The sequence below is a fragment of the Sphingomonas sp. R647 genome (assembly GCF_020177055.1).
Classification (GTDB): Bacteria; Pseudomonadota; Alphaproteobacteria; order Sphingomonadales; family Sphingomonadaceae; genus Sphingomonas.
This window is the reverse complement of record NZ_JAIQXT010000004.1, coordinates 498508-523384: the sequence shown is the minus strand read 5'-3', so window position 1 is coordinate 523384 and position 24877 is coordinate 498508. Positions and strand designations below refer to the sequence as shown.

The following is a 24877-nucleotide window of genomic DNA, read 5'->3' as shown; positions in this document are numbered from 1 at the left end:
ATGGCGGACGGCCCCAGTAGCAACGGGAACGGCGACAGTAGCGGCGACGGCGGAATATGGCGCGGGCTTCGCTCTTTGCTCTTTGGCGACGAGCAGAATGAAACGCTGCGCGAACGCATCGAGGACGCGATCGACGAGGCGGAAGAGGGCACGGACCGCAAGTCCGCGAAGGGCGACCTCTCGCCGCTGGAGCGCAAGATGCTCCGCAACCTCCTCCATTTCGGTGAGCGCGACGCGGGCGATGTCGGCGTGCCGCGCGCCGATGTCATTGCCGTGGACGAAGCGACCAGCTTCGCCGAACTGGTCCAGATCTTCGCCGAAGCGGGGCATAGCCGCCTGCCGGTCTATCGCGAAAAGCTCGACCGCGTCATCGGCATGATTCACATCAAGGACGTGTTCACCGTGCTTGCCGCCGGGGCCGGTCCGCCGTCGAAGATCACCGATCTGATGCGCCAGCCGCTCTATGTCCCGCAATCGATGGGGACGCTCGACCTGCTCGCGCAGATGCAGGCGAGCCGCACCCACCTGGCAATCGTCCTCGACGAATATTCGGGGACCGACGGGCTGATCACGATCGAGGATCTGGTCGAGGAAATCGTCGGCGAGATCGACGACGAGCATGACGACGCGCCCGAAGCGCTCTGGATCCCGCTCGAAAATGGCGGCTGGGACGCCGACGCGCGCGCCGAGCTGGAGGATGTCGCCGCGGCGATCGATCCGCGGCTGGGCGAGGTCGAGGAGGATATCGAAACGCTCGGCGGGCTCGCCTTCATCCTCGCCGGCCATGTTCCGGAAGCCGGCGAATGCCTCAAGCATCCCAGCGGCTGGACGCTCGAAGTGCTGGAGGCCGACGCAACCCGCGTCCGTCGCCTGCGTTTGCACCCGCCCGAAGAATTAGTCGAACCCGAGGACTGACCCAGTGCGCCGCAAACTCCTGATCGCCACCGCCGCAATCGTCGTCATCGGCGCCGGCACCTATTGGTTCGCCACGCGCCCCGATGTCGCGCAGCTCAGCGTGGAGGCGACGAGCGGGGTGCGGCCCAAACTGGTCGATCCGCGCGCCCAGACCTTCCCGACGGTGAAGATCGCCCAAGCGGTCGGCTGGCCTGCAGGCGCGAAGCCGGTCGCGGCCAAGGGGCTGGCGGTCAACGCCTTTGCCACCGGCCTTGATCACCCGCGCTGGCTCTATCGCCTCCCCAATGGCGATGTGCTCGTCGCCGAAAGCAATTCGCCGCCGCGCGAAGGGGGCGGCGTCACCGGGCTGGTGATGAAGCGCCTGATGAGCCGCGCCGGCGCCGGCGTGCCATCGGCCAACCGCATCACCCTGCTCCGCGACACCAATGGCGATGGCGTGGCCGAAGCGCGCTCGGTGCTGCTGACCGCCGACAACGGGCTTGAGTCGCCGTTCGGCATGGTACTGGTCGGCGAGACGCTCTACGTCGCCAACCATAATGCGCTGATCCGCTTCCCGTTCAAACCGGGCGTGACCAAGATCACCGGCAAGGGCGAAAAGGTTGTCGACCTGCCCGGCGGCGGCAATCACTGGACCCGCGACGTGATCGCCGGGCCAGAAGGCACGTTGCTGGTCAGCGTGGGCTCTGCATCGAACATCGCCGAAAACGGCCTTGAGGCGGAAAAGAACCGCGCGACGATCCTTGAGGTCGATCCGCGGACCAAACGTTTCCGCATCTTCGCCGCGGGGCTACGCAATCCGATTGGCCTTGCGCTCCACCCGGAGACGCAGCGGTTGTGGACCGTGGTCAATGAGCGGGACATGCTCGGCTCGGACGGCCCGCCCGATTATCTGACCCAGGTGACGATCGGCCAGTTTTTCGGCTGGCCGTGGAATTACTGGGGCGGCTATGTCGATGAGCGGGTTCAGCCCGAGCGGCCCGACCTGCGCGAATATAGCGCGCGACCGAGCTATTCGATGGGGCCGCACACCGCCCCGCTCGGCCTGACCTTCGCCACTGACGTGAAGCTCGGCAGCGCGTTCGCCAAAGGCGCGTTCGTCGGCCTGCACGGATCGTGGAACCGTGTGCCCGCATCGGGCTACAAGGTGGTATTCGTCCCGTTCGGGGAGCGCGGTTTGCCGGTGCCCGATGCCAAGCCGGTCGACGTCCTCACCGGCTTCCTCGACGCCAAGGGCAAGGCACAGGGGCGTCCGGTCGGCGTAACCGCGGACCGCACCGGCGCGCTCCTGGTCGCAGACGATGTCGGCAACACGATCTGGCGGGTCAGCGCCCCGGCTCAGTAATCGGCGCTGGTGTAGGACAAGTCGGAATAGCCCGCTTGCTCGCTCCAGGCGGGTGCGACCGCGTCGCTGACGCGCAGCTCTGCCTGATATTCTGGCACTGCGCCTGACGGGGCAAGCGGGAGCATCCCGGTGACGGTGTAGTGGGCAGCGACCGTGCCCGCGCAACTGCCCAGCACGCCGGTGGCGAGCAGGGCGACGGCAAGCAGCGGCCACGGGCGGGGCGATCGATTCATCGCGTGTCTCCTCGCCGCAGAAAACCGCGAGGGCGAAGCGCGGTTCCCTATTTCAACAGCTTGGGCGCTTCCTGCATCAGCTTCTCGCGGATCTTGCCCGCGAACAGCGCGAGCATCGGCGGCAGATCGACTTCGGCATGGACATGGGCGTCGTGGATTTCGAGGCGGCTGGCGACGCTCTGGCCGAGTGCAGTGACGGTGAAGTGGAGCGTATCGCCCTCCCACCGCTCATCTACCGTGCCGCCGCCCGGAAACATCGACCCGATCTTGCCCACCCCGCCGGCGATCCGCGCCCGCGCCGCGTCGCGTCCAAGCTTGTGGGGGATATCGACGGTGACGGGTTCGGGCATGACTATTCCTCTGGTGTGCTGAGTCCATAATACGCACGACGCTTGTATCTGTCACCGTCCGGCCCGATAGCGTGGCCGTCATGTCTGCCCTGCCTCGTCCCCGCCTGATCGCGCTGCTGACCGGCGCCGTGTCCGCAACCGCTTTCGCCCCGCTCGACTGGTGGGTCGCGGTGCTGGTGTGCTTCGCCATCCTGCTGCGGCTGACGCATGAGGCACCGACGCTGAAGCAGGCGCTGCTACGCGGCTGGTGGTTCGGCCTTGGCCATTTCACCGTCGGCAACAACTGGATCCAGCACGCCTTCACCTATCAGGACAAGATGCCGGCCGAACTCGGCTATGTCGCGGTGGTCCTGCTCTCGCTCTACCTCGCCATCTATCCGGCGCTGGCGATGGGGCTGACGTGGCGGTTCGGGCAGCGGCGCAAGCTCGACCTGTCATTCGTGCTCGTCGCGGGTGCCGCATGGATCGTCGCCGAATATCTGCGCGCCGTGATGTTCACCGGCTATCCGTGGAACCCGCTTGGCGTGATCTGGCTCCCGGTGCCGGGTGTCGCGCAAACCGCAAGCTGGATTGGCAGCTATGCGCTGTCGGGTCTGACCATCCTCGTCGCGGGGGCTCTGCTGCTCGCCACTCAGCGCCACTGGCGCTTCCCCGCCGCGGTCGCGATCACCGTCGCGCTGCTGGCGCTAAGCGGGATCGAACTTCAGGCCACGCGTTCGGCCAATGAGCCCGTCCGCCCCATCGTCCGAGTGCTCCAGCCCAATATCGGGCAGGAAACCGTACTCGACGGCAGCTATGCGCAAAAGGCGTTGAGCGAGCTGATCCGCCTGTCCAACGACACCGCCACCATCCTGCCCGGCGGCCCGGTCCCGCGCCTGATCGTCTGGCCCGAAGGGACCGTCGATTACTGGCTGGAGGAGGGCTATCCCGCCGCCTGGTACGCCAGGAACGATCCCCGCACCGTCCGCAGGATGATCGCGCAGACGTTGGGACCGAAGGACATCGCGCTGGTCGGCGGCAACGGCCTGTTGTTCAAGGGCGACGACACGCTCGACGCCGCGACCAATTCGGTGTTCGCGATCGACGCCAGCGGGACGATCCTTGGCCGCTACGACAAGGCGCATCTGGTCCCCTATGGCGAATATCTGCCGATGCGCCCGATCCTCGAACCGCTCGGCCTGTCGCGGCTGGTGGCGGGCGAGATCGATTTCGAGCCGGGCCCCGGGCCAAAGACGATGACCGTCCCCGGCTTCGGCAATGTCGGCATGCAAATCTGTTACGAGATCATCTTCTCAGGGCAAACGGTCGATCCGGCCAACCGCCCGGCGATCCTGTTCAACCCGTCGAACGACGCGTGGTTCGGCGCCTGGGGTCCGCCCCAGCATCTGGCGCAGGCGCGGATGCGCGCGATCGAGGAAGGGCTGCCAATCCTGCGCGCCACCCCGACCGGTATCTCCGCGATCATCGACGCGCGCGGCGGCATCGTCGCGTCGGCAGAAATGGGCGAAGCAAAGGCGATCGAGGCTCCGATGCCGTCGGCGCTGCCCCCCACCCTGTTCGCCCGGCTCGGCAATCTCGCGGCGGCACTCGTCGCGGCATTGCTGTTCGCCATCGCCATTGCCTTCCGCCGCTTCGCTCGTTAGGGCGGCGCGATATAAGGGAAGCTTTATATCTTCCCTTACCCCCAGCCGGGCATGGCAACGGCCCGGCTTTTTTTGAGGAAAACCATGCGTTCCAGCTATCTCTTCACGTCCGAATCGGTGTCCGAAGGCCATCCGGACAAGGTTTCCGACCAGATTTCCGACGCCATCGTCGACCTGTTCCTGTCCAAGGACCCCGAAGCGCGCATCGCGTGCGAGACGCTGACCACCACCCAGTTGGTCGTGCTCGCAGGTGAAATCCGCGGCAAGGGCATCATGGACGAAGCCGGCAACTGGGCGCCCGGCGTCAAGGACGAGGTCGAAAAGGCCGTCCGCGATACCGTCAAGCGGATCGGTTACGAGCAGGACGGCTTCCACTGGGAGACGCTGCGCTTCGAGAACAACCTGCACCCGCAGTCGGCGCACATCGCGCAGGGCGTCGATGCCGGCGACAACAAGGACGAGGGCGCGGGCGATCAGGGGATCATGTTCGGCTATGCCGCGAACGACACCCCGGATCTGATGCCGGCGACGCTGGACTATAGCCACAAGATCCTTGAGCGCATGGCCGCCGACCGCCATTCGGGCGCAGCCCCGTTCCTCGAGCCCGACACCAAGAGCCAGGTCACGCTGCGTTACGAGGGCAGCAAAGCCGTCGCCTGCACCGCAGTCGTGGTCTCGACCCAGCACGCCAAGGGCTATGACCAGGGCGAGCAGGAAGCCGAGCTTAAGGCCTATGTGAAGTCGGTCATCGCCGACGTGATCCCGGCCGAGCTGCTCAGCGACGCGACCGAATATCACATCAACCCGACCGGCAGCTTCGAAATCGGCGGCCCTGACGGCGATGCCGGCCTGACCGGCCGCAAGATCATCGTCGACACCTACGGTGGCGCGGCTCCGCACGGTGGCGGCGCGTTCAGCGGCAAGGATCCGACCAAGGTCGATCGCTCGGCAGCGTACATCACCCGCTACCTCGCCAAGAACATCGTCGCGGCCGGCCTCGCCCAGCGCTGCACGATCCAGCTGGCGTATGCGATCGGCGTCAGCAAGCCGCTGTCGCTCTATGTCGACACGCATGGCACCGGCACCGTCAGCGACGACCAGATCGAGCAGGCGATTCAGGGCATCGAGAAGCTGGGCGGCCTCACCCCGCGCGGCATCCGCACGCACCTCAAGCTGAACAAGCCGATCTATGGCCCGACCGCGGCCTATGGTCACTTCGGCCGCAAGCCCGAAGGCGACTTCTTCCCGTGGGAGCGCACCGACCTGGTCGAGGATCTCAAGGCCGCTCTGGCCTGATCCTTCGCGTCACGAAGCAAGAAAGGGGCGGCGGTCTGCGGATCGCCGCCCCTTTTGTTGTGCAGCTTCCGATTTCGGCTTGCGGATCAGCGATTTGCAGTCAGGATCAGGCAAAATCCCGGAGACGCATCATGTTCGTTCGGCTGGCCCTGCCCATCATGCTGCTGACGAGCCCGGCGCTCGCCCAGCAGGAACCGGCCCCGATCGCGGCGCGCGAAGGGTCGGCGTACAAGCACAAGCATAGCGGCTTCAACTTCCCGCCGACGCTGATCGGCCTCAAGCGCGTGCAGGGGCGCGAAGTGGTCGCTCCGCAGCTGGACCTGTTCTTCAATTATCGCGCGGCCGACGATAGCGAGGAAATCTCGGTCTATGTCTATCGCATGACCTCTGGGTCGGTGCCGCTCTGGTTCGACGTGTCACGCACGGTGGTGGAGACGCGCAAGGAAACGGGCAGCAAGACCGCCTGGGGGACCCCGACCGCATTCGCCCCGCCGGGGCAAGCCAGCGCCTCGGCATTGCAGCTTGGCTGGACGATCACCGGTAGCGACCTGCGCAGTACGACGCTTACGCTGATCCCGATGGGCGACTGGCTGGTCAAAATTCGCCATTCATCGGTCGCGCATGAAGTCGCCTCGCTCCAGCGCCGCACGTCCGAGGCGGTCGCCGCGCTGGGCTGGCCCAAGCGGATCGCGGCCGCGCCCGCTGCGGCGGCGATTGCAGATTGCACCGACACACTCGCGCTAAGCGGCGACGCAAAGCCCGTCGCCGCAAATGGCGCAAACGCGCTGGTCGAGGCTGTGCTCGCGCAGATGGCGGGCAACCCGGCCAGCCGAAAGAAGGCGGCAGACGCGGCGGCCGCGCCACCCGTTCAGTGGTGCGCCGACCGCAGCATCGTCAATCAGGCCGGCCTCTACCGACCGCAGGGCACGCGCGACCGCTACCTTGCACCACTGTCAGACTCGGGCATCGCGGTCTGGACCCAGCCCTCCGCCGCATCGGCCATGCTGGCCGAAAAGGACAGCCCGTCCTGGTCGGTCAGCCTGCTCACCGCGGGCAAGACGTATAATTTCGCTGGGCGCGATCGGCTACCGCTTCCCAGCCAGGTGGACGCCATCCTTAAGGAGCGCCCGGCAACTAGCGCCGCCACCTGGGGCGACCGTCAGATCAGTGTCGATTCCGGAGCAATGAACTAGGGCCTGACTTCTCCACAGGCCGCTACGCAAAAATCCCTAGTCGAGTTAACCATCCGCCCTTCGCTCGTCCTAATAAGAGCGGGTGGAGACGCTGATGCAGACTGTACCGACCTTTTCCTCGGCCACGGCCGAGCCCGATTTTAACCTGACCATGGCGTTCCAGCCCGTCTGGGACGCGCGGCTGGGCGAAGTCTATGCCTATGAAGCGCTGGTGCGCGGCCCCAATGGCGAATCGGGGCGCGAAGTGATCGACGCGATCCAGCCGGCCGACCGCTACGCGTTCGACCAGCAATGCCGCGTCGCCGCGATCAAGCAGGCGGTTTCGGCGGGCATCCTGAAGGTGCCAGCACTGCTGTCGATTAACTTCTTCCCCGATGTGATCACCGATCCCTTTGCCGACAGCGAACGCACGATGCGCGTCGCCAAGGAAACCGGCCTGCCGCCCGAACGGCTGATGTTCGAATTTGCCGAGCATGACCGGCTCGACGGATGCCGCATGGCCGAAACGATCGAGGCACATCGCAAGATGCACATGCAGACCGCGTTCGACGATTTCGGATCGGGCGATGTCGGCCTGGCGCTGCTGTCGCGCTTCACCCCTGACGCGATCAAGCTCGACCCCGTCCTGATCCGCGGCCTGTCGACGAGCTGGTCGCGCCGGCTGCTGGTCGAGAAGGTGATCGAGATGGCGCGGTTGCGCGCAGTGCGGTTGATCGCGGAAGGGGTCGAGACCCGTGCCGATTACGACAAGCTGCTCGCGCTCGGCGTTCGCTATTTCCAAGGCTATTACATCGCGCGCCCGCAGATCGGCGTGCTGGAACAGCCACGATTGCGCCCCGCAGCCTGAGCCGGGTTCCGGGCGGGCAGTATTGCCCGCCCGTTTCAGCACCGCTCAAACCTTGCCCCGCGGTGCATGCTGCGCCAAGGGGCTCGCGATGAACGATCCGAGCACGATCCGCCGCCTCTATGGCCGCGCCAAGGGGCATAAGCTGCGCGCCGGCCAGCAGGCCCTGGTCGATGAGGGCCTGCCCCAAGTCGCTGTCCCTGCCGATGGTCCGATCGACGCGGTGCGCCTGTTCGGAGACGATCGTCCGCTGGAGGTCGAGATCGGCTTTGGCGCAGGCGAACATCTCGCCGGTCAGGCGGCGATGCGACCGGACCACGGTTTCATCGGTTGCGAGCCGTTCCTGAACGGTGTGGCCGGCGCGCTCGGCCATATCCGCGATGGCAGCCTGACCAATGTCCGGTTGCACATGGGCGATGCGCTCGACGTCGTCGAGCGGCTGCCCGATGCCAGCCTCGACCGCCTCTATCTGCTCCACCCCGATCCCTGGCGGAAGGCGCGCCACGCCAAGCGGCGCATGGTCAATCACGGCCCACTCGACCTGATCGCGGCGAAGCTGAAGCCCGGCGCGGAATTTCGCCTTGGCACCGACGATCCGACCTATTGCCGCTGGTCGATGATGGTGATGAACCAGCGCCGCGATTTCGATTGGCTAGCACAAAACGCGGCGGATTTCCTCACCCGCCCCGCCGACTGGCCCGAAACGCGCTATGAACGCAAGGCGCGGCGGCAGGGGCATGAAGTGTGGTACTTCCGCTACCGTCGTCGTTGATGTTCAAGCGGGCTAGGGCTGATGCAGGGGATCATTCGATCCGCGCGAATGCAGCTGCGCCCGACGGTCGCCTGGCGAGGCGGCTGTCGGTCGCGCCGCCGATCGCGAGGCTGAGCGCACCCACAGGGTCAGCGTTCCCGCCGAACATCGCCTCGATCCCGCGCACGCAGATCACGACATTCTCGTCTGCGAGCCGATAATGGACCTGTTTTGACACGCGCCGCGTCTTGACGATTTCGGCCCGTCGAAGCTCGGCGAGCTGTTGGCTCAGCGCAGGCTGACCGATGCCGGTCGCTTCGTCGATCTCGCTCACCGTGTGTTCGCCCTCGAGCAGACGGGAGAGGATCATCAGTCGCTGGGGCTGCGCGTAAATCTTCAAGCGCTCGGCGGCGACGTCGGCAGCGGGACGCGAGGCATAGAGCGTCATTTCGCGTCCGCCGTCGTCCGATAGAACCAATGTTCATCCTCCCCCGCGAGCACAGCGTGCTGATCCTGGGCCGGGGGCATCAACAGATCGTCGCCGATCCGCCACCCCTCCGGCGCGAGGACGTCATTGCCAGCCGTTCGCTGAAGCGCAGCGACCATGCGCAGCATCTCCGCCACCGATCGCCCGACATTCAGGGGATACCAGGTCATTGCCCGGATCACGCCTTCGGGATCGATAAAATATGTCGCGCGGACCGCCGACGAATCGTCCGAATGCGGCTCGATCATCCCATAGGCACGCCCGATCACCATCGACGGATCCTCGACGATTGGAAACGGGATGGTGACGCCGAACCTCTGGCGGATCGCGCGAACCCAGGCGAGATGAGAATAGAGGCTGTCGACGGACAGGCCAAGCAGTCCGCAATCCAGCGCGGCAAAGGCATCGGCCGCCTTGGCGATGCTGACGAACTCGCTGGTACAGACCGGCGTGAAATCAGCCGGGTGCGAGAAAAAGACCAGCCATCTGCCGCGGTAGTCCGACAGCCGGACCGCGCCGAGTGTCGAACGTGCCTGAAAGCCGGGCGCTATGTCACCGATGCGAAGCGGACGCTGTGGTGCAGCGGCGGAAGAAGAATTCGATTCAGTCATCATGGTCCCGTTGGCACCTCAAATCGATTGACGCAACTCAGATACACGATTACATACATATTGTAACTGTTAAATCCTGAGTCGGAGCATCCCATGAGCGATCCCCATCTCGACCAAGCCGCAGCAATGATCGGCAACGCCCGTGGCGGCACCGGGCACACGCCGGTCGTCAAAAGCTTCTTTGACGAGCCCACCAATACCGTCAGCTACGTCGTGCATGATCCGGCGACGGGCGAAGCGGCGATCGTCGACAGCGTCCTCGATTTCGATCCGGCGGCCGGACGGACCAGCTTCGCGTCGGCGGATGCGATCATCGCCTATGTACAGGACGAGGCTTTGACCGTGACCTGGCTGCTGGAAACCCACGCGCATGCCGATCACCTGTCGGCCGCACCCTATCTCAAGGAAAAGCTGGGCGGTGCGCTCGCGATTGGTCGCGAGATCATCCACGTCCAGAATGTCTTCGGAAAGATCTTCAACGAGGGCACCGATTTTGCCCGCGACGGGTCGGAATTCGATCGCCTGTTCGAGGATGGCGACACCTTCCAGATCGGCGAGTTGCAGGCGATGGCGCTGCACGTCCCGGGCCACACCCCGGCCGACCTCGCCTACGTCATCGGCGACGCCGTCTTTACCGGCGATACGCTGTTCATGCCGGATTACGGCACGGCGCGCGCCGATTTCCCCGGCGGCGATTCCCGCCAGCTGTTCCGTTCGATCCGCCGACTGATGGCGCTGCCCGAACAGACCCGCCTGTTCCTCTGCCATGACTATAAGGCAGTCGGACGCGACAGCTATGCCTGGGAAACGACGGTCGGGGCGCAGCGCACCGGCAATGTCCATGTCCATGAAGGCGTAAGCGAGGATGATTTCGTGGCGATGCGCGATGCCCGCGATGCCACCCTGGCCATGCCCAAGCTGATCCTGCCGTCGATTCAGGTGAATATCCGCGGCGGCCACCTGCCGGAGCCAGAATCGAACGGCACGCGCTACCTCAAGATTCCGCTGGACGTGCTGTGATGGAGGCCATTTTCGCAAACGCCATGCCCGTTCAGGGACTGATCGGCGGCCTGATGATCGGGACGGCGGCAGCAATCATGCTGCTCGGCCTCGGTCGGATCGCCGGTGTGAGTGGCCTTGCGGCACGTGCCACCGGTCTGTCGGGCGAAGGCGCACCATGGGCGGTCGCGGCGGCGTTCGTGATCGGCCTGCCCCTGGGCGCGGCAGTGATCGCGGCAGCGCTTGGCCCGGTTGAAGCCCGCTTCCCGACCAGCCTCGCAACGATCGTGCTCGGCGGCCTGCTCGTCGGCTTTGGCACGCGGTTGGGCAGCGGCTGCACCAGCGGCCACGGCGTGTGCGGCATGTCCCGCCTTTCGCCGCGTTCGCTGATCGCCACCGCCAGCTTCATGGCAGCGGGGATCGCGACGGTCGCCGCAATGAACGCACTGGGGTTCGTCCAATGATGCGCCGCAGCCTGTTTGCCCTGGTCGCCGGAGCGTTGTTCGGTTCGGGGCTAGCCGTGTCGGGCATGGCCGATCCCCAGCGCGTGCGCGGCTTTCTCGATATCTTCGGCGCGTGGGATCCGACGCTGGCATTTGTCATGGGCGGCGCGCTGATCCCGATGGCGCTCGCCTGGGCCGTGCAGAAGCGCATGGCCGCACCGCTCGCCGATATCCGCTTCTCGCTGCCCACCCGCCGCGATGTCGATCCGTCGCTGATTGGCGGCGCGGTGCTCTTCGGCATCGGCTGGGGAATTGCAGGTCTCTGCCCCGGCCCGGCCATCGCCGATCTCGCCCTCGCCCCCGTTCCCGCTGGGATCTTTGTGGCGTCGATGCTCGGCGGGATGATCCTGCACCGCCTGCTGCCTGCCACCCCGGCACGGCAACGCAACCCGGAGACGTCCAATGTCTGATACCCCCTCCATCGGTCTGCCGCGCTTAAACGCGCCCGCCCCGACCTTTTCCGCCAAGACCACGCACGGCGACCGCGCGCTCGCCGATTACAAGGGCAAGTGGCTGGTGCTGTTCTCGCACCCGTCCGATTTCACGCCCGTCTGCACCACCGAGTTCATCGGATTTGCCGAGGTTGCGGCGGAACTGAAGGGCAAGAACTGCGAGCTGCTTGGGCTGTCGATCGACAGCATCTATTCGCACATCGCGTGGACGCGGAACATCGCCGAGAAGTTCGGGGTCGAAATCCCCTTCCCGATCATCGAAGACCTTAAGATGGACGTGGCTCGCGCCTATGGCATGATCCATGAGGGCGCGAGCGACACCTCCGCCGTGCGCGGTACGTTCGTGATCGATCCCGAAGGCGTGCTGCGCGCGATGCTCTATTATCCGATGAGCAATGGTCGCTCGATCCCCGAAATCGTGCGCCTCGTCACCGCCATGCAGACGAGCGACGCCAACGGCGTTGCCACGCCAGCCGGCTGGCAGCCCGGCGATGACGCCATCGTCTCGCCGCCAAAGACCATCGCCGCAGCCACGGCCCGCGAGGGCGAGGGCTTCACCTATACCGACTGGTATTTCTCGACGCGCCCGGTGGCGGCCTGAACCCAGTGCCGGGCGTCGAGTCATCGACGCCCGGCATCGCCGACGCCCGCCGACACCGTTGTTCAAGGACGATCCTGATGCCGTTCAAGCCCCTGACCCCGACCTTGTCGGTATCGCCCCAGCTCAGCGAAGCCGATGTCGCCCAGGCGGCGCGCGACGGATTCCGTGCGATCATCGACAATCGGCCGGATGGCGAGGAGCCCGGGCAATTGTCGGCGGCGGACATGGAGGCGCTCGCCGCGCGCCACGGCATGGGATTTGCGCACGTTCCGGCCATTCCCGGCCAGATCGGCGACGCAGAGGTCGCGCAGATGGCCAGCGCGCTCGTGCGGCTCGACGGTCCGGTTCTGGCCTATTGCCGCACCGGAACCCGCTCGACGACCTTGTGGGCGCTATCCCAGGCAGGAGCGCGGTCTGCCGACAGCATCATCGCCACCGCAGCGGATGCCGGTTACGACCTGACGGCGTTGCGCCCGCGGCTGGAGCTGCCGTCCACGCCCCCCGAGGGAGCAAGGCCAGGCAAGGCCGACATCGTCGTGATCGGCGGGGGATCGGCCGGGCTCGCGACAGCGGCGTCGCTGCTTGAGCGTGACGCAACACTCGACATCGTCGTCATCGAGCCGCGTGACAGCCATGACTATCAGCCGGGCTGGACGATGGTCGGTGGCGGCGTATTCGACGTGGCCGAAACCCGGCGCGCCGAAGCGAGCGTCATCCCCGCCGGCGTGCGCTGGATCAAGGGCGCAGTCGCCAGCTTTCAGCCAGAGCGCGATGCCGTCACGCTGGAGGACGGGAGCACGATCGGATACCGCGCGTTGGTCGTCGCGCCCGGCATCGCGCTCGACTGGGCGGCAGTCGACGGCCTGCCCGAGACGCTGGGCCGGAACGGGGTCACCTCGAACTACAGCTATGACACCGCGCCCTATACATGGGAGCTGGTCCGCTCGCTGAAGGGCGGCACGGCCCTGTTCACTCAGCCGCCGATGCCGATCAAATGCGCGGGCGCGCCGCAAAAGGCGATGTACCTGTCCTGCGATCACTGGCGCCGCGCCGGGGTGCTGCGGGATATCGATGTCCAGTTTCATACCGCCGGCGCGGTGCTGTTCGGGGTGAAGGAATTCGTCCCGCCGCTGATGGAATATGTCGACCGCTACGGTATCGACCTTGCATTCGAATCGACGCTGATCGCGGTCAATGGCGCCGATCGCACGGCGACCTTCCGCGAACAGGCGGGTGAGGTCACTAGATCCTTCGACATGATCCACGTCACGCCACCGCAACGGGCCCCCGCCTTTATCGCGCGCAGCCCGCTTGCCAACGAAGCGGGCTATGTCGATGTCGATCAGGCCAGCCTTCAGCATGTCCGCTACGCCAACATCTTTGGTCTGGGCGATGGCGGATCGACCCCCAACGCCAAGACGATGGCAGCGGCGCGCAAACAGGCACCGGTCGTCGCCGAAAACCTGATCGCATTCCTGGCGGGCAAGCCACCCCGGGCGGTCTATGACGGCTATGGCTCGTGCCCGCTGACCGTCGAGCGCGGGAAGATCCTGCTCGCCGAGTTTGGCTATGGCGGCAAGCTGTTGCCCAGCTTCCCAAGCTGGATCATCGAGGGCACCAAGCCACAGCGCCTGTCCTGGCTGCTCAAGTCCGAAGCACTCCCATGGATCTACTGGAACGCAATGCTCAAGGGCCGCGAATGGATGGCCCAGCCGCAGCATCGTAGCGCAGCCTGAGATGAGCGTGCTGACCCGATACCTGCCGGTCCTCGACTGGGGGCAGCGCTATAACCGAACGACGCTAACCAACGATCTGGTCGCGGCAGCAATCGTCACGATCATGCTGATTCCCCAGAGCCTGGCGTATGCCATGCTGGCGGGGCTCCCGCCCGAAATCGGGCTCTATGCCTCGATCCTGCCGATCATCGCCTATGCGCTGTTCGGGACCAGCCGCACGCTGGCGGTCGGGCCGGTCGCGGTCGTCTCGCTGATGACGCTGGCAGCCGCGAGCAGCGTCGCGGCGCCGGGCACGGCCGAATTCATCGCCGCAGCACTGATCCTGGCGTTGCTGTCCGGCCTGATCCTGATCGGCATGGGCGTACTGCGGCTCGGCTTTCTGGGCAATCTGCTATCCCACCCGGTCGTGTCCGGCTTCATCACCGCCAGCGGGATCATCATCGCCACCAGCCAGCTCAAGTCGCTGCTCGGGGTCAGCGCCAGCGGCGAGGCGATGCCCGAATTGCTCCACAGCCTCGCCACCAATATCGGCGCCACCAACCTGCCGACGCTGGTCATCGGCATCTCCGCCACCGCCTTCCTGTTCTGGGTGCGCAAGGGGCTGAAGCCGTTGCTGATCCGCATCGGGATGGCCCCCCGCCCCGCCGATCTGATCGCCAAGGCCGGGCCGATCGCTGCGGTGGCGGCCTCCACCCTTGCCGTGATCCTGCTCGACCTGGAGGCACAGGGCGTCAAGGTGGTCGGCACCATTCCCCAGAGCCTGCCGCCCTTCACCATCCCGCTGTTCGACGCGGGCCTATGGGGGCAACTGGCGGTCCCGGCCCTGCTGATCAGCATCATCGGCTTTGTCGAATCGGTATCGGTGGCACAGACCCTGGCCGCCAAGCGACGCCAGCGCATCGACCCGGATCAGGAACTGATCGGCCTCGGCGCCGCCAATGTCGCGGCAGCTTTTTCCGGCGGCTATCCCGTCACCGGCGGCTTTGCGCGATCGGTGGTCAACTACGACGCCGGCGCCGAAACGCCGGCAGCCGGTGCCTATACCGCGATCGGCATTCTGATCGCCGCGCTGTTCCTGACCCCGCTGTTGCGTTCGCTGCCCATCGCGACGCTGGCTGCGACGATCATCGTCGCGGTGCTGAGCCTGGTCGATTTCAAGACGCCGCGTGCGATCTGGCGGTTCTCAAAGCCGGACTTCGCCGCGATGGCCGCGACCATCGCCGTCACCTTGCTTGCGGGGGTGGAGCCGGGTGTGATCGCTGGCGTCGGCATCAGCCTTGCCCTGTACCTGTGGCGCGCTTCGCGCCCCCATGCCGCCATCGTCGGCCGGGTACCGGAGACCGAGCATTTTCGGAACGTGAAGCGCCACGACGTGCTCACCGATCCGCGCATCGTCACGATCCGCATCGACGAAAGCCTGACCTATCTCAACGCCCGCTGGCTGGAGGAGTTCGTGCTGGAGCAGGTGGCCGAGCATCCCCGGATCAAACACCTGATCCTGATGTGTTCGGCGGTGAACGCGATCGACGCATCCGCGCTGGAGAGCATCGAGGCGATCAATCACCGGCTGCTCGATGCCGGGGTGCAATTGCACCTGTCGGAGGTGAAGGGGCCGGTGATGGACGCGCTTGAGCGCTCGCACCTGCTGCATGCACTCGGCGGAACCGTATTCCTGTCGCAGAATGATGCGTTCAGCGAACTGCTGAGCCGGGCCAGCCAGCCCGACGATGCAGGCGGCGAACGTGATCCGTGGATGGCGCGCGGGCTGATCTGATCATGCCCCCCCGCCGCTAGCAGCCAAAATCCTGCCCGGACCATTGCAACCGTTGCAGCGTTTGAGTGCCGCGTCTTGACCGGCGACGCCCAATCATGGCAGTGCGCGCGCTCGCCCGGCTTGTCCGGGTAAGCCTTGACGGCGGCCATGCGGCCAGAGCGGGCGGGTATAGCACAATGGTAGTGCAGCAGCCTTCCAAGCTGAATACGCGGGTTCGATTCCCGCTACCCGCTCCAGCCCTCTTACCCGATTCGGTAAATGTGCGGATTTACGCCGACGCTGTGGCGCGGTAATCGCCACTGCGATTCGGGGGGATCTAAGACATGTTGAAATTCGGGGACTTCATTTCGTCCTATGGCTGGCTGCTGGCGCTTGTCGCGGCCTTGATCGTTACCAGTATCGTGCTTGCCTGGCGCGCACGGGCGCAGCGCTCGCGCCGTGAACGGCAACGCGTGCGGCAACGCATGTGGGACTGGCTGATGATGCGGCCGAACGTCCGCCGGCTGACCCACCAGCCCGATCAGGACCAGGTCTGATCGACCGGTTCGGGGTGGTGGTGGAAGGGACTGGATTCGAACCAGTGTACGCTCACGCGGGCAGATTTACAGTCTGCTGCCTTTAACCACTCGGCCACCCTTCCATGCGGCACGCCGAAGCGAGTGCGCGCCAATGCCGAAGCGAGGCGGTGCTGTCAACGCCTTGCGCAGTGCATTCGCGCCTTCTAAGTCGTTTCCGCGATGCTGAACCGCTGCGGTGCCGGTTCCGCGTGAGCGGAACAGAGAGAGCTATGAGCCAAAGGCCAAGACGCGGGCATCGTCCCCAGACCGGATCGAACAGCAACCGCCCCCGTTTCTGGGGACGCCACGCCGTGACTGCGGCACTGGCCAATCCCGAACGACGGGTGCGCAAGATCTGGGGGACGCGGGAGGCGCTGGGCGCACTCGACCTGCCCCCGGTGTTGCCGATCACCTATGCCGATGTCGCCGATCTGGCGCGCATGGTGCCGGCCGATGCGCCGCATCAGGGCATCGTGATCGAGGTCGATCCGTTGGAGGAAATCTGGCTGGGCGACCTGCTGGAGCAGGGCGCGAATGATCGCCGCCCGCTCCTGGTGCTCGACCATGTCACCGATCCGCATAATGTCGGCGCGATCCTGCGCTCGGCCGCGGCGTTCGACGCGCTGGGCATCGTGACGCAGGACCGCCACGCCCCGCCCGAATCGGGTTCGCTGGCGCGCGCAGCGTCGGGCGCGCTGGAACTGGTGCCGTGGGCGCGGGTGGTCAATCTTGCCCGCGCGCTCGACGAGATCGGCGAAGCGGGCTTCTGGCGCATCGGCCTTGCCGGTGAGGCCAAGGGGACGCTGAGCGAAGTGATGGGTGACACCCGCCCGGCTTTGGTGCTGGGCGCAGAGGGCGAAGGCATGCGCCACAACACTGCGGCGCATTGCGACCAGCTGGCGCGCCTGCCGATCTCGCCGCGGGTCGAGAGCCTCAACGTATCCAACGCCGCGGCCATCGCGCTGTACGCGGCCATCTCGCGCTGACCCGACCGGGCGCGCCAACGGGGAAGTGACGCCATGTTCGACCGGTTCAAGGGAATTGCGCTGGCGATTCTGGCCCCGGTGCTGCTGGTCGGCTGTGCGTTCAGCCCGGGCAAGTTCGCCTCGACCCTCACCATCCTCGCCGATCGCAGCTTTACCTTCAGCTATCAGGGCGAAGTAATTGCGGTCGATATCGCGGGCGAGATGGCGAAGGGCATGGGCGACGCCTTTAAGGGGCTCGGCGACGAGGACGGCGACGAGAAGAAGAAGAAGACCACGACCAGCCTGTGGCGCGATGCCGCGTGGCAGGAGGACGATGACGCGGTCGAGGCTGAAGACGATGCCGAGGAGGCCGCCAAGAAGGAGGCCAAGTTCAAGGCGATCGCCGAGGCGCTGACCAAGGAGGCGGGCTATCGCTCGGTCACCTACAAGGGCGATGGCGTGTTCGTGGTCGACTATCAGATCAGCGGGAAGCTGACCCATGGCTTCCTGTGGCCCTATAATCTCGATGCGGAAGTGATCTTCCCGTTCGTCGTGCTGGAGCTCCGCGGCGCCGACGCCGTCCGCGTCAAGGCGCCCGCCTTTGGAGACAATGATTCGCTGGGCAAGGGCAAGTCGGACAACACCAACACCAAGCTCGACGGCACCTTCACGCTCATCACCGACGGCGAACTTGTCAGTCAGAACAACGAGGACGGGGCCAAGACCGAGGGCACTCGCCGCACGGTCACTTGGAAGGCGACCCCACTGAGCAAGGACGCCCCGATGGCGGTGGTGAAGTTCGCGCCGAAGCCCTGAGGGCCCCGGCCCTCCCTCAATCCTCGGCCGCGATCGTCACCTTCAGCCCGTCAAGCGCGGAGGTGAACTGCACCTGGCACGACAGGCGCGAGGTTTCGGTGCGGTCCGACGAGCTGTCGAGCAGGTCGTTCTCGTCCTCGCTCATCGCCGGAAGTTTGGCCGCAAATTCCGGGTCGACATGGATGTGGCAGGTCGCGCACGAGCAGCAACCGCCGCACAAGGCGAGCAGTTCGTCGAACCCGTTATCCCGGATCACTTCCATCACGCTCAGGCCCACTTCGCCCTCGACTTCGCGTTCTTCTCCTGCACGCGTGACGACGATAAGCTTGGGCATGGTCTTCTCCTCCGTATTGTGCGCCCATGCCGGGGATCGACGCGGCTTTCAAGGATTCGAAATATGGGACTGACCGCCGAACAGCTGCGCGAATCGCTCGATGCGATCGCTGCGGACGAGCCGCTGATGGCGGCGGCGGTCGCGCGCGTCGGCTACCCCGAGCCGCGCATCCGCGAGCCGGGGTACGAAACGCTGCTGCGCACCATCGTCGGGCAACAGGTCAGCGTCGCGGCGGCAGCGTCGATCTGGACCAAGCTGGCCGCCGGAGTCGGCGATCTGACGCAGCCCGATATCGTTGCCGCCGCGAGCGACGAGGCGTTGCGCGCCGCCGGCCTGTCGCGTCAGAAAGCGAGCTACGCGCGTAGTCTGGCGGAGGAAGTATCGAGCGGTCGCCTCGACCTCACCGCGCTTCCCGCCGATGACGAGGAGGCGATTGCGCAGCTAGTACGGGTCAAAGGGATCGGGCGCTGGTCGGCGGAAATCTACCTGCTGTTCGCCGAAGGGCGCCGCGACATCTGGCCCGCCGGTGACCTGGCGGTGCAGATCGAGATCGGACGGATCATGGGCCATGCAGAACGGCCGTCGGAAAAGCAGACCCGCGCCATCGCCGAGGCATGGCGACCGCATCGCGGCGCCGCCGCGATCCTCGCCTGGCACCATTACAAAGCCGATATGGCGGCGATCTAGTTCAGCCGCCCGCCCTCGACCCGGATCACGCGCGGGCAGCGGGACAGGGTTTCGATGCGGTGCGCGACAATGAGGATCGCCGGACGCGGCTCCAGCGCGGCGAGCCGGTCGAGGATGCGCCCTTCACTTTCGGGATCCAGCGCAGCCGTGGCCTCATCGAGGACGAGCAGGCGTGGACGGCGCAGGATCGCGCGGGCGATCGCCAGCCGCTGGCGCTCGCCGCCCGACAACAGCGCACCGCGCTCGCCGATGATCGTGTCGAGGCCATAGGGCATCGCTGTCACGCGATCGGCCGCGCCCGCCACGGTCAGGGCGTCCAACAGCATCGCATCGTCGATCCGCGTATCGCCCCAGTCGAGATTGCGGCGCACGCTGTCATGGAACAGGAACGCGTCCTGCGGCACATAGCCGATCGCCGCCCCCCATCCGCCCGGCGGCAGCGGCGCTCCGCCGACCGTGACTTGCCCCGATTGCGGAACCAGCAGGCCGGATACGAGGTCGATCAGTGTGGTCTTGCCACCGCCCGACGGGCCGGCAATCCCGATCAGCTCGCCCGGCCCGATCTGCAGCGACGCATCGACCAGTCCTGCGCCCGACGCATGGTGGTAGCGGACCCGATCAAGCAGGATCGGGCCCGCCGGAAGCGGGGCTGCCGCCGCGCGGGCGACGCCGGCACCGCCAAGGTCGGTCAGCGCCGCCTGCACCGCGCCATAGCTGGCGCCGAGGTGGAGCAGCTGCTGCGACGATTGCTGGAGCTGCATCGCGAGCGGGGCCATGCGCGAGAAGATCAGCGCCAGCACGACCAGCACGGTCGGCGGCACCTGCGCAAGGACGCCGCCAGTGAGCACGCCAGCGGCGGCAAAGGCAGTGCCGATGCCGAACCAGGTCCGCGCCGTCGACTGCGCGACCACGAATCCGCGCTGTTCGAGCGACGCCGCACGCTGCGCCGAGTCGAACTCCGCAGCAAAGCCCACGCTGGCGTCCTGCGCCGCCGAAGCCTTGAGTCCGCTCAGGAACGAGGTCGAGCTGCCCATCAGCGCGCGGTTCTTGTCGACCATCCGCGCCCCAAGCGCGGCGCTGTTGCCGCTGTGGCGATTGACCAGCAGCGCGAGCAACCCCAGCCCCGCCAGTGCCGCGATCGCGAACACCGGCGCCAGCGTGAGCGCGACGACAAGCTGGATCACGATCATTGCCATCGCCACCAGCGACTGGGCCATGAAATGGGCCGCGACGCCGATACGGCCGATGTCGCTGGTCAGGAGGCTGGTGATCCGCGCATGCTCGACCCCGGCCAACCGCTCCCATGGTGCCGCCGCCAGCGTATTCACCACCTGGCTGCGCAGATCGAGCGTGTAGCTGGTCTGGACGTCGAACAGCGCCAGGTCGCGCCGGCGCAGGACCAGTGCCCGCACGATCATCACCGTGACAAAGGCGGCGACCAGCACCACAAGCCGGGAGCGCGCATCGCCCCCCAGCCAGTCGAGCAGCCACGCGAACGAGTCGCCGGGGGCTACGATCACGCCGATCAGCGGCACGAGCAAGGCAAGGCCCAGCCCCTCCAGTACGGCACCCGCCGCGACCCATGCAACGGCACCCGCGCCACGGCGGCCGGCCTGACGGACCAGGCTGGCGGCGAAGGCGATGGCCTGTCGCCCGGCAGAGGCGGCGGTGGGAGATGCGGAAGCGCTCATGCGGGTGCTTGTGCCGCGCTTTGCACAAAGGGCAACCGACTTTGCGCGTCGCGGGGTGGAATCGCGCGCGCGGCTGCGCCATGAGAGGCGCAACCCAAGGGAGACGACAACCCATGAAGACCCGTGCCGCCGTTGCGTTTGAGGCGAAGAAGCCGCTCGAGATCGTCGAGCTGGACCTGGAAGGGCCGAAGGCCGGCGAAGTGCTGGTCGAGATCATGGCGACCGGCATCTGCCATACCGACGCCTATACGCTCGACGGGTTCGACAGCGAGGGCATCTTCCCGAGCGTGCTGGGGCATGAGGGCGCAGGCATCGTCCGCGAGGTCGGCGCGGGCGTGACCAGTGTGGCGCCCGGCGATCATGTCATCCCGCTCTACACCCCCGAATGCCGCCAGTGTAAGTCGTGCCTGTCGGGCAAGACCAACCTGTGCACCGCGATCCGCGCGACGCAGGGCAAGGGGCTGATGCCCGACGGCACCACGCGGTTCAGCTATAAAGGTCAGCCGATCTACCATTATATGGGCTGTTCGACCTTCTCGAACTTCACCGTGCTGCCCGAGATCGCGGTCGCCAAGATCCGTGAGGACGCGCCGTTCCAGAGCAGCTGTTACATCGGCTGTGGCGTCACCACCGGGGTCGGCGCGGTGATCAACACCGCCAAGGTGCAGGTCGGCGACAATGTCGTGGTGTTTGGCCTTGGCGGCATCGGGCTCAACGTGATCCAGGGGGCGCGACTGGCTGGCGCGAACAAGATCATCGGCGTCGATATCAACCCCGACCGTGAGGAATGGGGCCGTCGCTTCGGCATGACCGAGTTCCTCAATTCGCGCGGCATGAGCCGCGAGGATGTCGTGGCGGCGATCGTGGCGATGACCGATGGCGGCGCGGACTATACCTTCGACGCGACCGGCAACACCGACGTGATGCGCATCGCGCTGGAGGCGTGCCACCGCGGCTGGGGCACCAGCATCATCATCGGCGTGGCCGAGGCGGGCAAGGAGATCGCCACCCGCCCGTTCCAGCTGGTCACCGGTCGCAACTGGCGCGGCACCGCGTTCGGCGGGGCAAAGGGCCGCACCGATGTGCCCAAGATCGTCGACATGTACATGACCGGCAAGATTGAGATCGACCCGATGATCACCCATGTCATGGGGCTCGAAGACATCAACAAAGGGTTCGACCTGATGCATGCGGGCGAGAGCATTCGCAGCGTCGTCGTGTTCTGAAGCAAAACAAGGGGAGAGGAAGCCATGTTCAGCCATATCATGCTCGGCGCCAACGATGTCGCCGCGTCCAAGGCCTTCTATGACGCCACGCTCGGCACGCTGGGCGCGCGCGAAGGCAGCGTCGATCCCAAGGGCCGCGCCTTTTACATGCACAATGGCGGCATCTTCATGCTGAGCCAGCCGCTCGACGGACAGCCCGCCTGTCACGCCAATGGCGGCACCGTCGGCTTCGCCGCGACCAGCCCGGAGATGGTCGATGCCTGGCACGCCGCCGGCCTCGCCCATGGCGGCACCGCGATCGAGGATCCGCCCGGGATCCGCGAGAACGCGTTCGGCGCGCTCTATCTCGCCTATCTGCGCGATCCGGCGGGGAACAAGGTCTGCGCGATGTACCGCGTGCCCAAGGAAGGCTGACAGCGCATGGGGATGGAGACGGTTTCGACCAATCGCGCGCATGGCGGGACGCAGGGCGTGTATCGGCACGAGTCGACCGCGACCGGCACGCCGATGACCTTTTCGGTCTTCATCCCCGACCATGCGGAGGGGGCGAAGCTGCCCGTTTTGTGGTACCTCTCCGGCCTCACCTGCACCCACGCCAACGTCACCGAAAAGGGCGAGTATCGCGCGGCCTGCGCCGAACATGGCGTGATCTTCATCGCCCCTGATACCTCTCCGCGTGGCGACGATGTGCCGGATGACGACGCCTATGATTTCGGCAAGGGCGCGGGTTTCTACGTCGATGCGACGCAGGAACCCTGGGCCGCGAATTTCCGGATGCGGTCGTACATCGAGGACGAGCTGCCCGGGCTGATCCTGCGCGAATTTCCGATGGCGGACTTGGGGCGGCAGGGGATTACCGGGCATTCGATGGGCGGGCATGGCGCGCTGACGATGGGCCTTCGCCACCCGGATCGCTTCCGGTCGGTCAGTGCGTTCGCGCCGATCGTTGCGCCGTCGCAATGCCCTTGGGGCGAGAAGGCGCTGGGCGGCTATCTCGGCGATGACCGCGCGGCGTGGCGGCAGCATGATGCGGTGGCGCTGATCGAGGATGGCGCGCGGTTGCCGGAGCTGCTGGTCGATCAGGGCGAGGCCGACGCCTTCCTGACCGAACAGTTGAAGCCGGAGTTGTTAGCAGCGGCCTGCCGTGAGGCGGGCATCGACCTCACGCTGCGGATGCAGCCGGGGTATGACCATAGCTATTACTTCATCTCCAGCTTTATGGCCGACCATGTCGCCTGGCATACCGAGCGGCTGAACCGGTGACGCAGCGGTTCGACGCGGTCGTCATCGGGGCGGGGCATAATGGGCTGACCTGCGCCTTTTACCTCGCCCGCGCCGGTCTCAAGGTCTGCGTGGTCGAGCGGCGGGACGTGGTCGGCGGGGCGGCGGTGACCGAGGAGTTTCATCCCGGATTCCGCAACTCCGCCGCGAGCTACACCGTCAGCCTGCTCCAGCCCAAGGTCATCGCTGACATGAAGCTGGTCGAGCGGGGCTATCGGGTGATCGAGCGGCCGGTTTCGAACTTCTTTCCGCTGGACGGCGATTATCTGAAGCTCGGTGGCGGGGCGGAGCGGACTCGGGCGGAATTTGCGCGGTTCTCGGCCAAAGATGCCGCAGCGCTGGACGGTTACGAGGCGGCGCTGGAGCGGGTGGCGGACCTGCTGCGGAGCATGGCGCTGAAGACTCCGCCCAATGTCGGGGGCGGGATCGCCGCCTTGCTCGCCGCTGCGGCGCAGGGCCGGGCGGTTACAGCCTTGCCGATCGAGGGGCAGCGGGATGCTCTTGCCCTGTTCGTTCAATCTGCCCGCGAATTTCTCGACGGGTGGTTCGAGAATGATCACGTCAAAGCCGCCTTTGCGTTCGACGCGGTGGTCGGCAACTATGCCGGGCCGTCGGCGGCGGGGTCGGCCTATGTCCTGCTGCACCACGTCTTTGGCGAGGTGAACGGCAAGAAGGGCGCCTGGGGCCATCCGGTCGGGGGGATGGGCAGCATCACCCGGATGATGGCCGAGGCCGCGACCCAGGCCGGGGCGGTGATCCGGCTGGAGGAACCGGTCGACCGGGTGCTGGTCGACAAGGGGCGCGCCGTTGGGGTGCGGCTGTCGAGCGGCGAGGAGATTGCGGCGAAGACGGTGGTGGCTAATGTTGGCCCTGCCCTCCTGTTCCGCAAACTCGTCGATGCTTCCGAATTGCCCGCCGATTTCAACCGCCGGATTGCCGGGTTCAAGACCGGATCGGGCAGCTTCCGGATGAATGTCGCGCTGTCCGAACTTCCCGATTTCACCGTCCTTCCCGGCAAGGATGCCGAACATCACCGCAGCGGCATCATCATCGCGCCGACCATGGACTATATGGACAAGGCCCATGACGACGCGGTCCGCTATGGCTGGTCGAATGCGCCGGTGGTGGAGATGACCATTCCCTCCACCGTCGACGACAGCCTCGCCCCGCCGGGCTGCCATGTCGCCAGCCTGTTCTGCCAGCAGTTCGCCCCCACCCTTCCCAATGGCCGCAGCTGGGACGATGAGCGGGAGGCGGCGGCGGACGACATTATCGACACGGTGACGCAGCACGCCCCCAATTTCCGGGACTCGATCATCGCCGGGCAGATCCACTCCCCCACCGACCTCGAACGCAAATTCGGGCTGGTCGATGGCGACATTTTCCACGGCCGCATGTCGCTCGACCAGCTGTGGGCGGCGCGGCCGGTGCTGGGGCATGGCGACTATCGCAGCCCGATCAGCGGCCTGTATCTGTGCGGCGCGGGCACCCATCCCGGCGGCGGGGTGACCGGAGCGCCGGGGCATAATGCGGCGCGGGAAATCCTGAAGGATCGCAGCGTGTTGGGCAGATTGCTGCGGAAGTAATTCC

At 66.2% G+C, this 24877-nt stretch carries 27 protein-coding genes and 2 tRNA genes; 22 read left to right on the top strand and 7 right to left on the bottom strand.

The window, feature by feature from the left end:
• Together K9B35_RS12740 and K9B35_RS12735 are read left to right on the top strand one after the other, a co-directional pair.
• Positions 1-915, top strand: coding sequence for a hemolysin family protein (locus tag K9B35_RS12740; protein ID WP_224922211.1), 915 nt, complete (start codon positions 1-3; stop codon positions 913-915).
• Between the two features lie 4 nt (positions 916-919).
• Positions 920-2257, top strand: a complete 1338-nt coding sequence (locus tag K9B35_RS12735; protein ID WP_224922210.1) for a PQQ-dependent sugar dehydrogenase — start codon at positions 920-922, stop codon at positions 2255-2257.
• On the opposite strand, the gene K9B35_RS12730 is transcribed toward K9B35_RS12735, so the two are convergent.
• Entirely contained in the window at positions 2251-2490 is a 240-nt protein-coding gene (locus K9B35_RS12730) for a hypothetical protein (RefSeq protein ID WP_224922209.1), read from the bottom strand. The two genes, K9B35_RS12735 and K9B35_RS12730, sit on opposite strands and share 7 nt — an antisense overlap.
• 47 nt (positions 2491-2537) lie before the next feature.
• Positions 2538-2840: a polyhydroxyalkanoic acid system family protein gene (locus tag K9B35_RS12725; RefSeq protein ID WP_224922208.1), complete on the bottom strand. Its 303-nt coding sequence runs from the start codon at positions 2838-2840 to the stop codon at positions 2538-2540.
• Between the two features lie 80 nt (positions 2841-2920).
• On the opposite strand from K9B35_RS12725, the gene lnt reads away from it, so the two are divergent.
• From lnt to trmB, 5 genes are all read left to right on the top strand, one after another.
• Complete coding sequence (gene lnt, locus K9B35_RS12720; RefSeq protein ID WP_224922207.1) at positions 2921-4483, top strand: apolipoprotein N-acyltransferase; 1563 nt, start codon at positions 2921-2923, stop codon at positions 4481-4483.
• 84 nt (positions 4484-4567) lie between these two features.
• Positions 4568-5779 (top strand): methionine adenosyltransferase, encoded by a 1212-nt coding sequence (gene metK / locus K9B35_RS12715; RefSeq protein WP_224922206.1) that lies wholly within the window; start codon positions 4568-4570, stop codon positions 5777-5779.
• A 131-nt stretch (positions 5780-5910) separates the two neighbouring features.
• A complete protein-coding gene (locus tag K9B35_RS12710) occupies positions 5911-6972 on the top strand; it encodes a hypothetical protein (protein WP_224922205.1) in 1062 nt (353 codons plus the stop codon).
• A 94-nt stretch (positions 6973-7066) separates the two neighbouring features.
• The gene (locus K9B35_RS12705; RefSeq protein WP_224922204.1) at positions 7067-7819 is read left to right on the top strand and encodes an EAL domain-containing protein; all 753 of its coding nucleotides are present in this window, start codon (positions 7067-7069) and stop codon (positions 7817-7819) included.
• Positions 7820-7907: 88 nt separating this feature from the next.
• On the top strand, positions 7908-8588 hold the full coding sequence (gene trmB / locus K9B35_RS12700) for a tRNA (guanine(46)-N(7))-methyltransferase TrmB (protein ID WP_224922203.1): 681 nt from the start codon (positions 7908-7910) through the stop codon (positions 8586-8588).
• Between the two features lie 31 nt (positions 8589-8619).
• On the opposite strand, the gene K9B35_RS12695 is transcribed toward trmB, so the two are convergent.
• Both K9B35_RS12695 and K9B35_RS12690 read right to left on the bottom strand, forming a co-directional pair.
• Positions 8620-9015 (bottom strand): ArsR/SmtB family transcription factor, encoded by a 396-nt coding sequence (locus tag K9B35_RS12695; RefSeq protein ID WP_224922202.1) that lies wholly within the window; start codon positions 9013-9015, stop codon positions 8620-8622.
• Entirely contained in the window at positions 9012-9668 is a 657-nt protein-coding gene (locus K9B35_RS12690; protein ID WP_412103467.1) for a peroxiredoxin, read from the bottom strand. Before K9B35_RS12690 ends, K9B35_RS12695 begins: the two co-directional genes overlap by 4 nt.
• A 90-nt stretch (positions 9669-9758) precedes the next feature.
• Here K9B35_RS12690 and K9B35_RS12685 point away from each other — a divergent pair, with 90 nt between their 5' ends.
• The 8 genes from K9B35_RS12685 (at position 9759) to K9B35_RS12650 (ending at position 16266) form a co-directional block, all read left to right on the top strand.
• Positions 9759-10685: an MBL fold metallo-hydrolase gene (locus K9B35_RS12685; protein WP_224922200.1), complete on the top strand. Its 927-nt coding sequence runs from the start codon at positions 9759-9761 to the stop codon at positions 10683-10685.
• A gap of 23 nt (positions 10686-10708) precedes the next feature.
• Positions 10709-11128, top strand: coding sequence for a YeeE/YedE family protein (locus K9B35_RS12680; RefSeq protein ID WP_412103466.1), 420 nt, complete (start codon positions 10709-10711; stop codon positions 11126-11128).
• Complete coding sequence (locus K9B35_RS12675; protein ID WP_224922198.1) at positions 11128-11577, top strand: DUF6691 family protein; 450 nt, start codon at positions 11128-11130, stop codon at positions 11575-11577. Before K9B35_RS12680 ends, K9B35_RS12675 begins: the two co-directional genes overlap by 1 nt.
• Positions 11570-12220: a peroxiredoxin gene (locus tag K9B35_RS12670; protein ID WP_224922197.1), complete on the top strand. Its 651-nt coding sequence runs from the start codon at positions 11570-11572 to the stop codon at positions 12218-12220. Before K9B35_RS12675 ends, K9B35_RS12670 begins: the two co-directional genes overlap by 8 nt.
• Before the next feature lie 77 nt (positions 12221-12297).
• Positions 12298-13956 carry a bifunctional protein tyrosine phosphatase family protein/NAD(P)/FAD-dependent oxidoreductase gene (locus K9B35_RS12665; RefSeq protein ID WP_224922196.1) on the top strand — a complete coding sequence of 553 codons (1659 nt, stop codon included), beginning with the start codon at positions 12298-12300 and terminating at the stop codon, positions 13954-13956.
• 1 nt (position 13957) lies between these two features.
• The gene (locus K9B35_RS12660; protein ID WP_224922195.1) at positions 13958-15730 is read left to right on the top strand and encodes a SulP family inorganic anion transporter; all 1773 of its coding nucleotides are present in this window, start codon (positions 13958-13960) and stop codon (positions 15728-15730) included.
• A gap of 162 nt (positions 15731-15892) precedes the next feature.
• A tRNA-Gly gene (locus K9B35_RS12655) sits at positions 15893-15966 on the top strand.
• Between the two features lie 87 nt (positions 15967-16053).
• On the top strand, positions 16054-16266 hold the full coding sequence (locus K9B35_RS12650; RefSeq protein WP_224922194.1) for a hypothetical protein: 213 nt from the start codon (positions 16054-16056) through the stop codon (positions 16264-16266).
• Between the two features lie 18 nt (positions 16267-16284).
• Here K9B35_RS12650 and K9B35_RS12645 read toward each other — a convergent pair.
• Positions 16285-16370 (bottom strand) — tRNA-Tyr (locus K9B35_RS12645).
• 147 nt (positions 16371-16517) lie between these two features.
• Here K9B35_RS12645 and rlmB point away from each other — a divergent pair.
• Both rlmB and K9B35_RS12635 read left to right on the top strand, forming a co-directional pair.
• A complete protein-coding gene (gene rlmB, locus K9B35_RS12640; RefSeq protein ID WP_224922193.1) occupies positions 16518-17273 on the top strand; it encodes a 23S rRNA (guanosine(2251)-2'-O)-methyltransferase RlmB in 756 nt (251 codons plus the stop codon).
• 33 nt (positions 17274-17306) lie between these two features.
• Entirely contained in the window at positions 17307-18068 is a 762-nt protein-coding gene (locus tag K9B35_RS12635) for a hypothetical protein (protein WP_224922192.1), read from the top strand.
• A gap of 16 nt (positions 18069-18084) precedes the next feature.
• Here the strand turns inward: K9B35_RS12635 and K9B35_RS12630 are convergent, their stop codons facing one another.
• Positions 18085-18402 carry a 2Fe-2S iron-sulfur cluster-binding protein gene (locus tag K9B35_RS12630; protein WP_224922191.1) on the bottom strand — a complete coding sequence of 106 codons (318 nt, stop codon included), beginning with the start codon at positions 18400-18402 and terminating at the stop codon, positions 18085-18087.
• A 63-nt stretch (positions 18403-18465) separates the two neighbouring features.
• Here K9B35_RS12630 and K9B35_RS12625 point away from each other — a divergent pair, with 63 nt between their 5' ends.
• Positions 18466-19089, top strand: a complete 624-nt coding sequence (locus tag K9B35_RS12625) for a DNA-3-methyladenine glycosylase family protein (protein ID WP_224922190.1) — start codon at positions 18466-18468, stop codon at positions 19087-19089.
• On the opposite strand, the gene K9B35_RS12620 is transcribed toward K9B35_RS12625, so the two are convergent.
• Positions 19086-20780, bottom strand: coding sequence for an ATP-binding cassette domain-containing protein (locus K9B35_RS12620; RefSeq protein WP_224922189.1), 1695 nt, complete (start codon positions 20778-20780; stop codon positions 19086-19088). The two genes, K9B35_RS12625 and K9B35_RS12620, sit on opposite strands and share 4 nt — an antisense overlap.
• Positions 20781-20893: 113 nt before the next feature.
• On the opposite strand from K9B35_RS12620, the gene K9B35_RS12615 reads away from it, so the two are divergent.
• From K9B35_RS12615 to K9B35_RS12600, 4 genes are read left to right on the top strand one after another with little or no spacing between them, the layout of a single operon-like run.
• Positions 20894-22006: an S-(hydroxymethyl)glutathione dehydrogenase/class III alcohol dehydrogenase gene (locus K9B35_RS12615; RefSeq protein ID WP_224922188.1), complete on the top strand. Its 1113-nt coding sequence runs from the start codon at positions 20894-20896 to the stop codon at positions 22004-22006.
• Positions 22007-22030: 24 nt separating this feature from the next.
• Positions 22031-22420, top strand: a complete 390-nt coding sequence (locus tag K9B35_RS12610) for a VOC family protein (RefSeq protein WP_224922187.1) — start codon at positions 22031-22033, stop codon at positions 22418-22420.
• A gap of 6 nt (positions 22421-22426) precedes the next feature.
• Complete coding sequence (gene fghA / locus K9B35_RS12605; protein WP_224922186.1) at positions 22427-23269, top strand: S-formylglutathione hydrolase; 843 nt, start codon at positions 22427-22429, stop codon at positions 23267-23269.
• Positions 23266-24873 (top strand): phytoene desaturase family protein, encoded by a 1608-nt coding sequence (locus K9B35_RS12600; RefSeq protein WP_224922185.1) that lies wholly within the window; start codon positions 23266-23268, stop codon positions 24871-24873. The genes fghA and K9B35_RS12600 overlap by 4 nt, the downstream gene beginning before the upstream one ends.
• The last annotated feature ends 4 nt before the right edge of the window (positions 24874-24877 follow it).

Bases quoted from the DNA above. Each gene is read 5' to 3' on its own strand.
- lnt (WP_224922207.1), top strand. From the start codon at position 2,921: ATGTCTGCCCTGCCTCGTCCCCGCCTGATCGCGCTGCTGACCGGCGCC.
- K9B35_RS12685 (WP_224922200.1), top strand. From the start codon at position 9,759: ATGAGCGATCCCCATCTCGACCAAGCCGCAGCAATGATCGGCAACGCC.
- K9B35_RS12725 (WP_224922208.1), bottom strand. From the start codon at position 2,840: ATGCCCGAACCCGTCACCGTCGATATCCCCCACAAGCTTGGACGCGAC.
- K9B35_RS12635 (WP_224922192.1), top strand. From the start codon at position 17,307: ATGTTCGACCGGTTCAAGGGAATTGCGCTGGCGATTCTGGCCCCGGTG.
- K9B35_RS12630 (WP_224922191.1), bottom strand. From the start codon at position 18,402: ATGCCCAAGCTTATCGTCGTCACGCGTGCAGGAGAAGAACGCGAAGTC.
- K9B35_RS12610 (WP_224922187.1), top strand. From the start codon at position 22,031: ATGTTCAGCCATATCATGCTCGGCGCCAACGATGTCGCCGCGTCCAAG.
- metK (WP_224922206.1), top strand. From the start codon at position 4,568: ATGCGTTCCAGCTATCTCTTCACGTCCGAATCGGTGTCCGAAGGCCAT.
- K9B35_RS12675 (WP_224922198.1), top strand. From the start codon at position 11,128: ATGCGCCGCAGCCTGTTTGCCCTGGTCGCCGGAGCGTTGTTCGGTTCG.
- K9B35_RS12690 (WP_412103467.1), bottom strand. From the start codon at position 9,668: ATGATGACTGAATCGAATTCTTCTTCCGCCGCTGCACCACAGCGTCCG.
- K9B35_RS12670 (WP_224922197.1), top strand. From the start codon at position 11,570: ATGTCTGATACCCCCTCCATCGGTCTGCCGCGCTTAAACGCGCCCGCC.
- K9B35_RS12740 (WP_224922211.1), top strand. From the start codon at position 1: ATGGCGGACGGCCCCAGTAGCAACGGGAACGGCGACAGTAGCGGCGAC.
- K9B35_RS12730 (WP_224922209.1), bottom strand. From the start codon at position 2,490: ATGAATCGATCGCCCCGCCCGTGGCCGCTGCTTGCCGTCGCCCTGCTC.
- K9B35_RS12660 (WP_224922195.1), top strand. From the start codon at position 13,958: ATGAGCGTGCTGACCCGATACCTGCCGGTCCTCGACTGGGGGCAGCGC.
- K9B35_RS12680 (WP_412103466.1), top strand. From the start codon at position 10,709: ATGCCCGTTCAGGGACTGATCGGCGGCCTGATGATCGGGACGGCGGCA.
- K9B35_RS12650 (WP_224922194.1), top strand. From the start codon at position 16,054: ATGTTGAAATTCGGGGACTTCATTTCGTCCTATGGCTGGCTGCTGGCG.
- K9B35_RS12620 (WP_224922189.1), bottom strand. From the start codon at position 20,780: ATGAGCGCTTCCGCATCTCCCACCGCCGCCTCTGCCGGGCGACAGGCC.
- K9B35_RS12695 (WP_224922202.1), bottom strand. From the start codon at position 9,015: ATGACGCTCTATGCCTCGCGTCCCGCTGCCGACGTCGCCGCCGAGCGC.
- fghA (WP_224922186.1), top strand. From the start codon at position 22,427: ATGGGGATGGAGACGGTTTCGACCAATCGCGCGCATGGCGGGACGCAG.
- K9B35_RS12710 (WP_224922205.1), top strand. From the start codon at position 5,911: ATGTTCGTTCGGCTGGCCCTGCCCATCATGCTGCTGACGAGCCCGGCG.
- K9B35_RS12625 (WP_224922190.1), top strand. From the start codon at position 18,466: ATGGGACTGACCGCCGAACAGCTGCGCGAATCGCTCGATGCGATCGCT.
- rlmB (WP_224922193.1), top strand. From the start codon at position 16,518: ATGAGCCAAAGGCCAAGACGCGGGCATCGTCCCCAGACCGGATCGAAC.
- K9B35_RS12705 (WP_224922204.1), top strand. From the start codon at position 7,067: ATGCAGACTGTACCGACCTTTTCCTCGGCCACGGCCGAGCCCGATTTT.
- trmB (WP_224922203.1), top strand. From the start codon at position 7,908: ATGAACGATCCGAGCACGATCCGCCGCCTCTATGGCCGCGCCAAGGGG.
- K9B35_RS12615 (WP_224922188.1), top strand. From the start codon at position 20,894: ATGAAGACCCGTGCCGCCGTTGCGTTTGAGGCGAAGAAGCCGCTCGAG.
- K9B35_RS12665 (WP_224922196.1), top strand. From the start codon at position 12,298: ATGCCGTTCAAGCCCCTGACCCCGACCTTGTCGGTATCGCCCCAGCTC.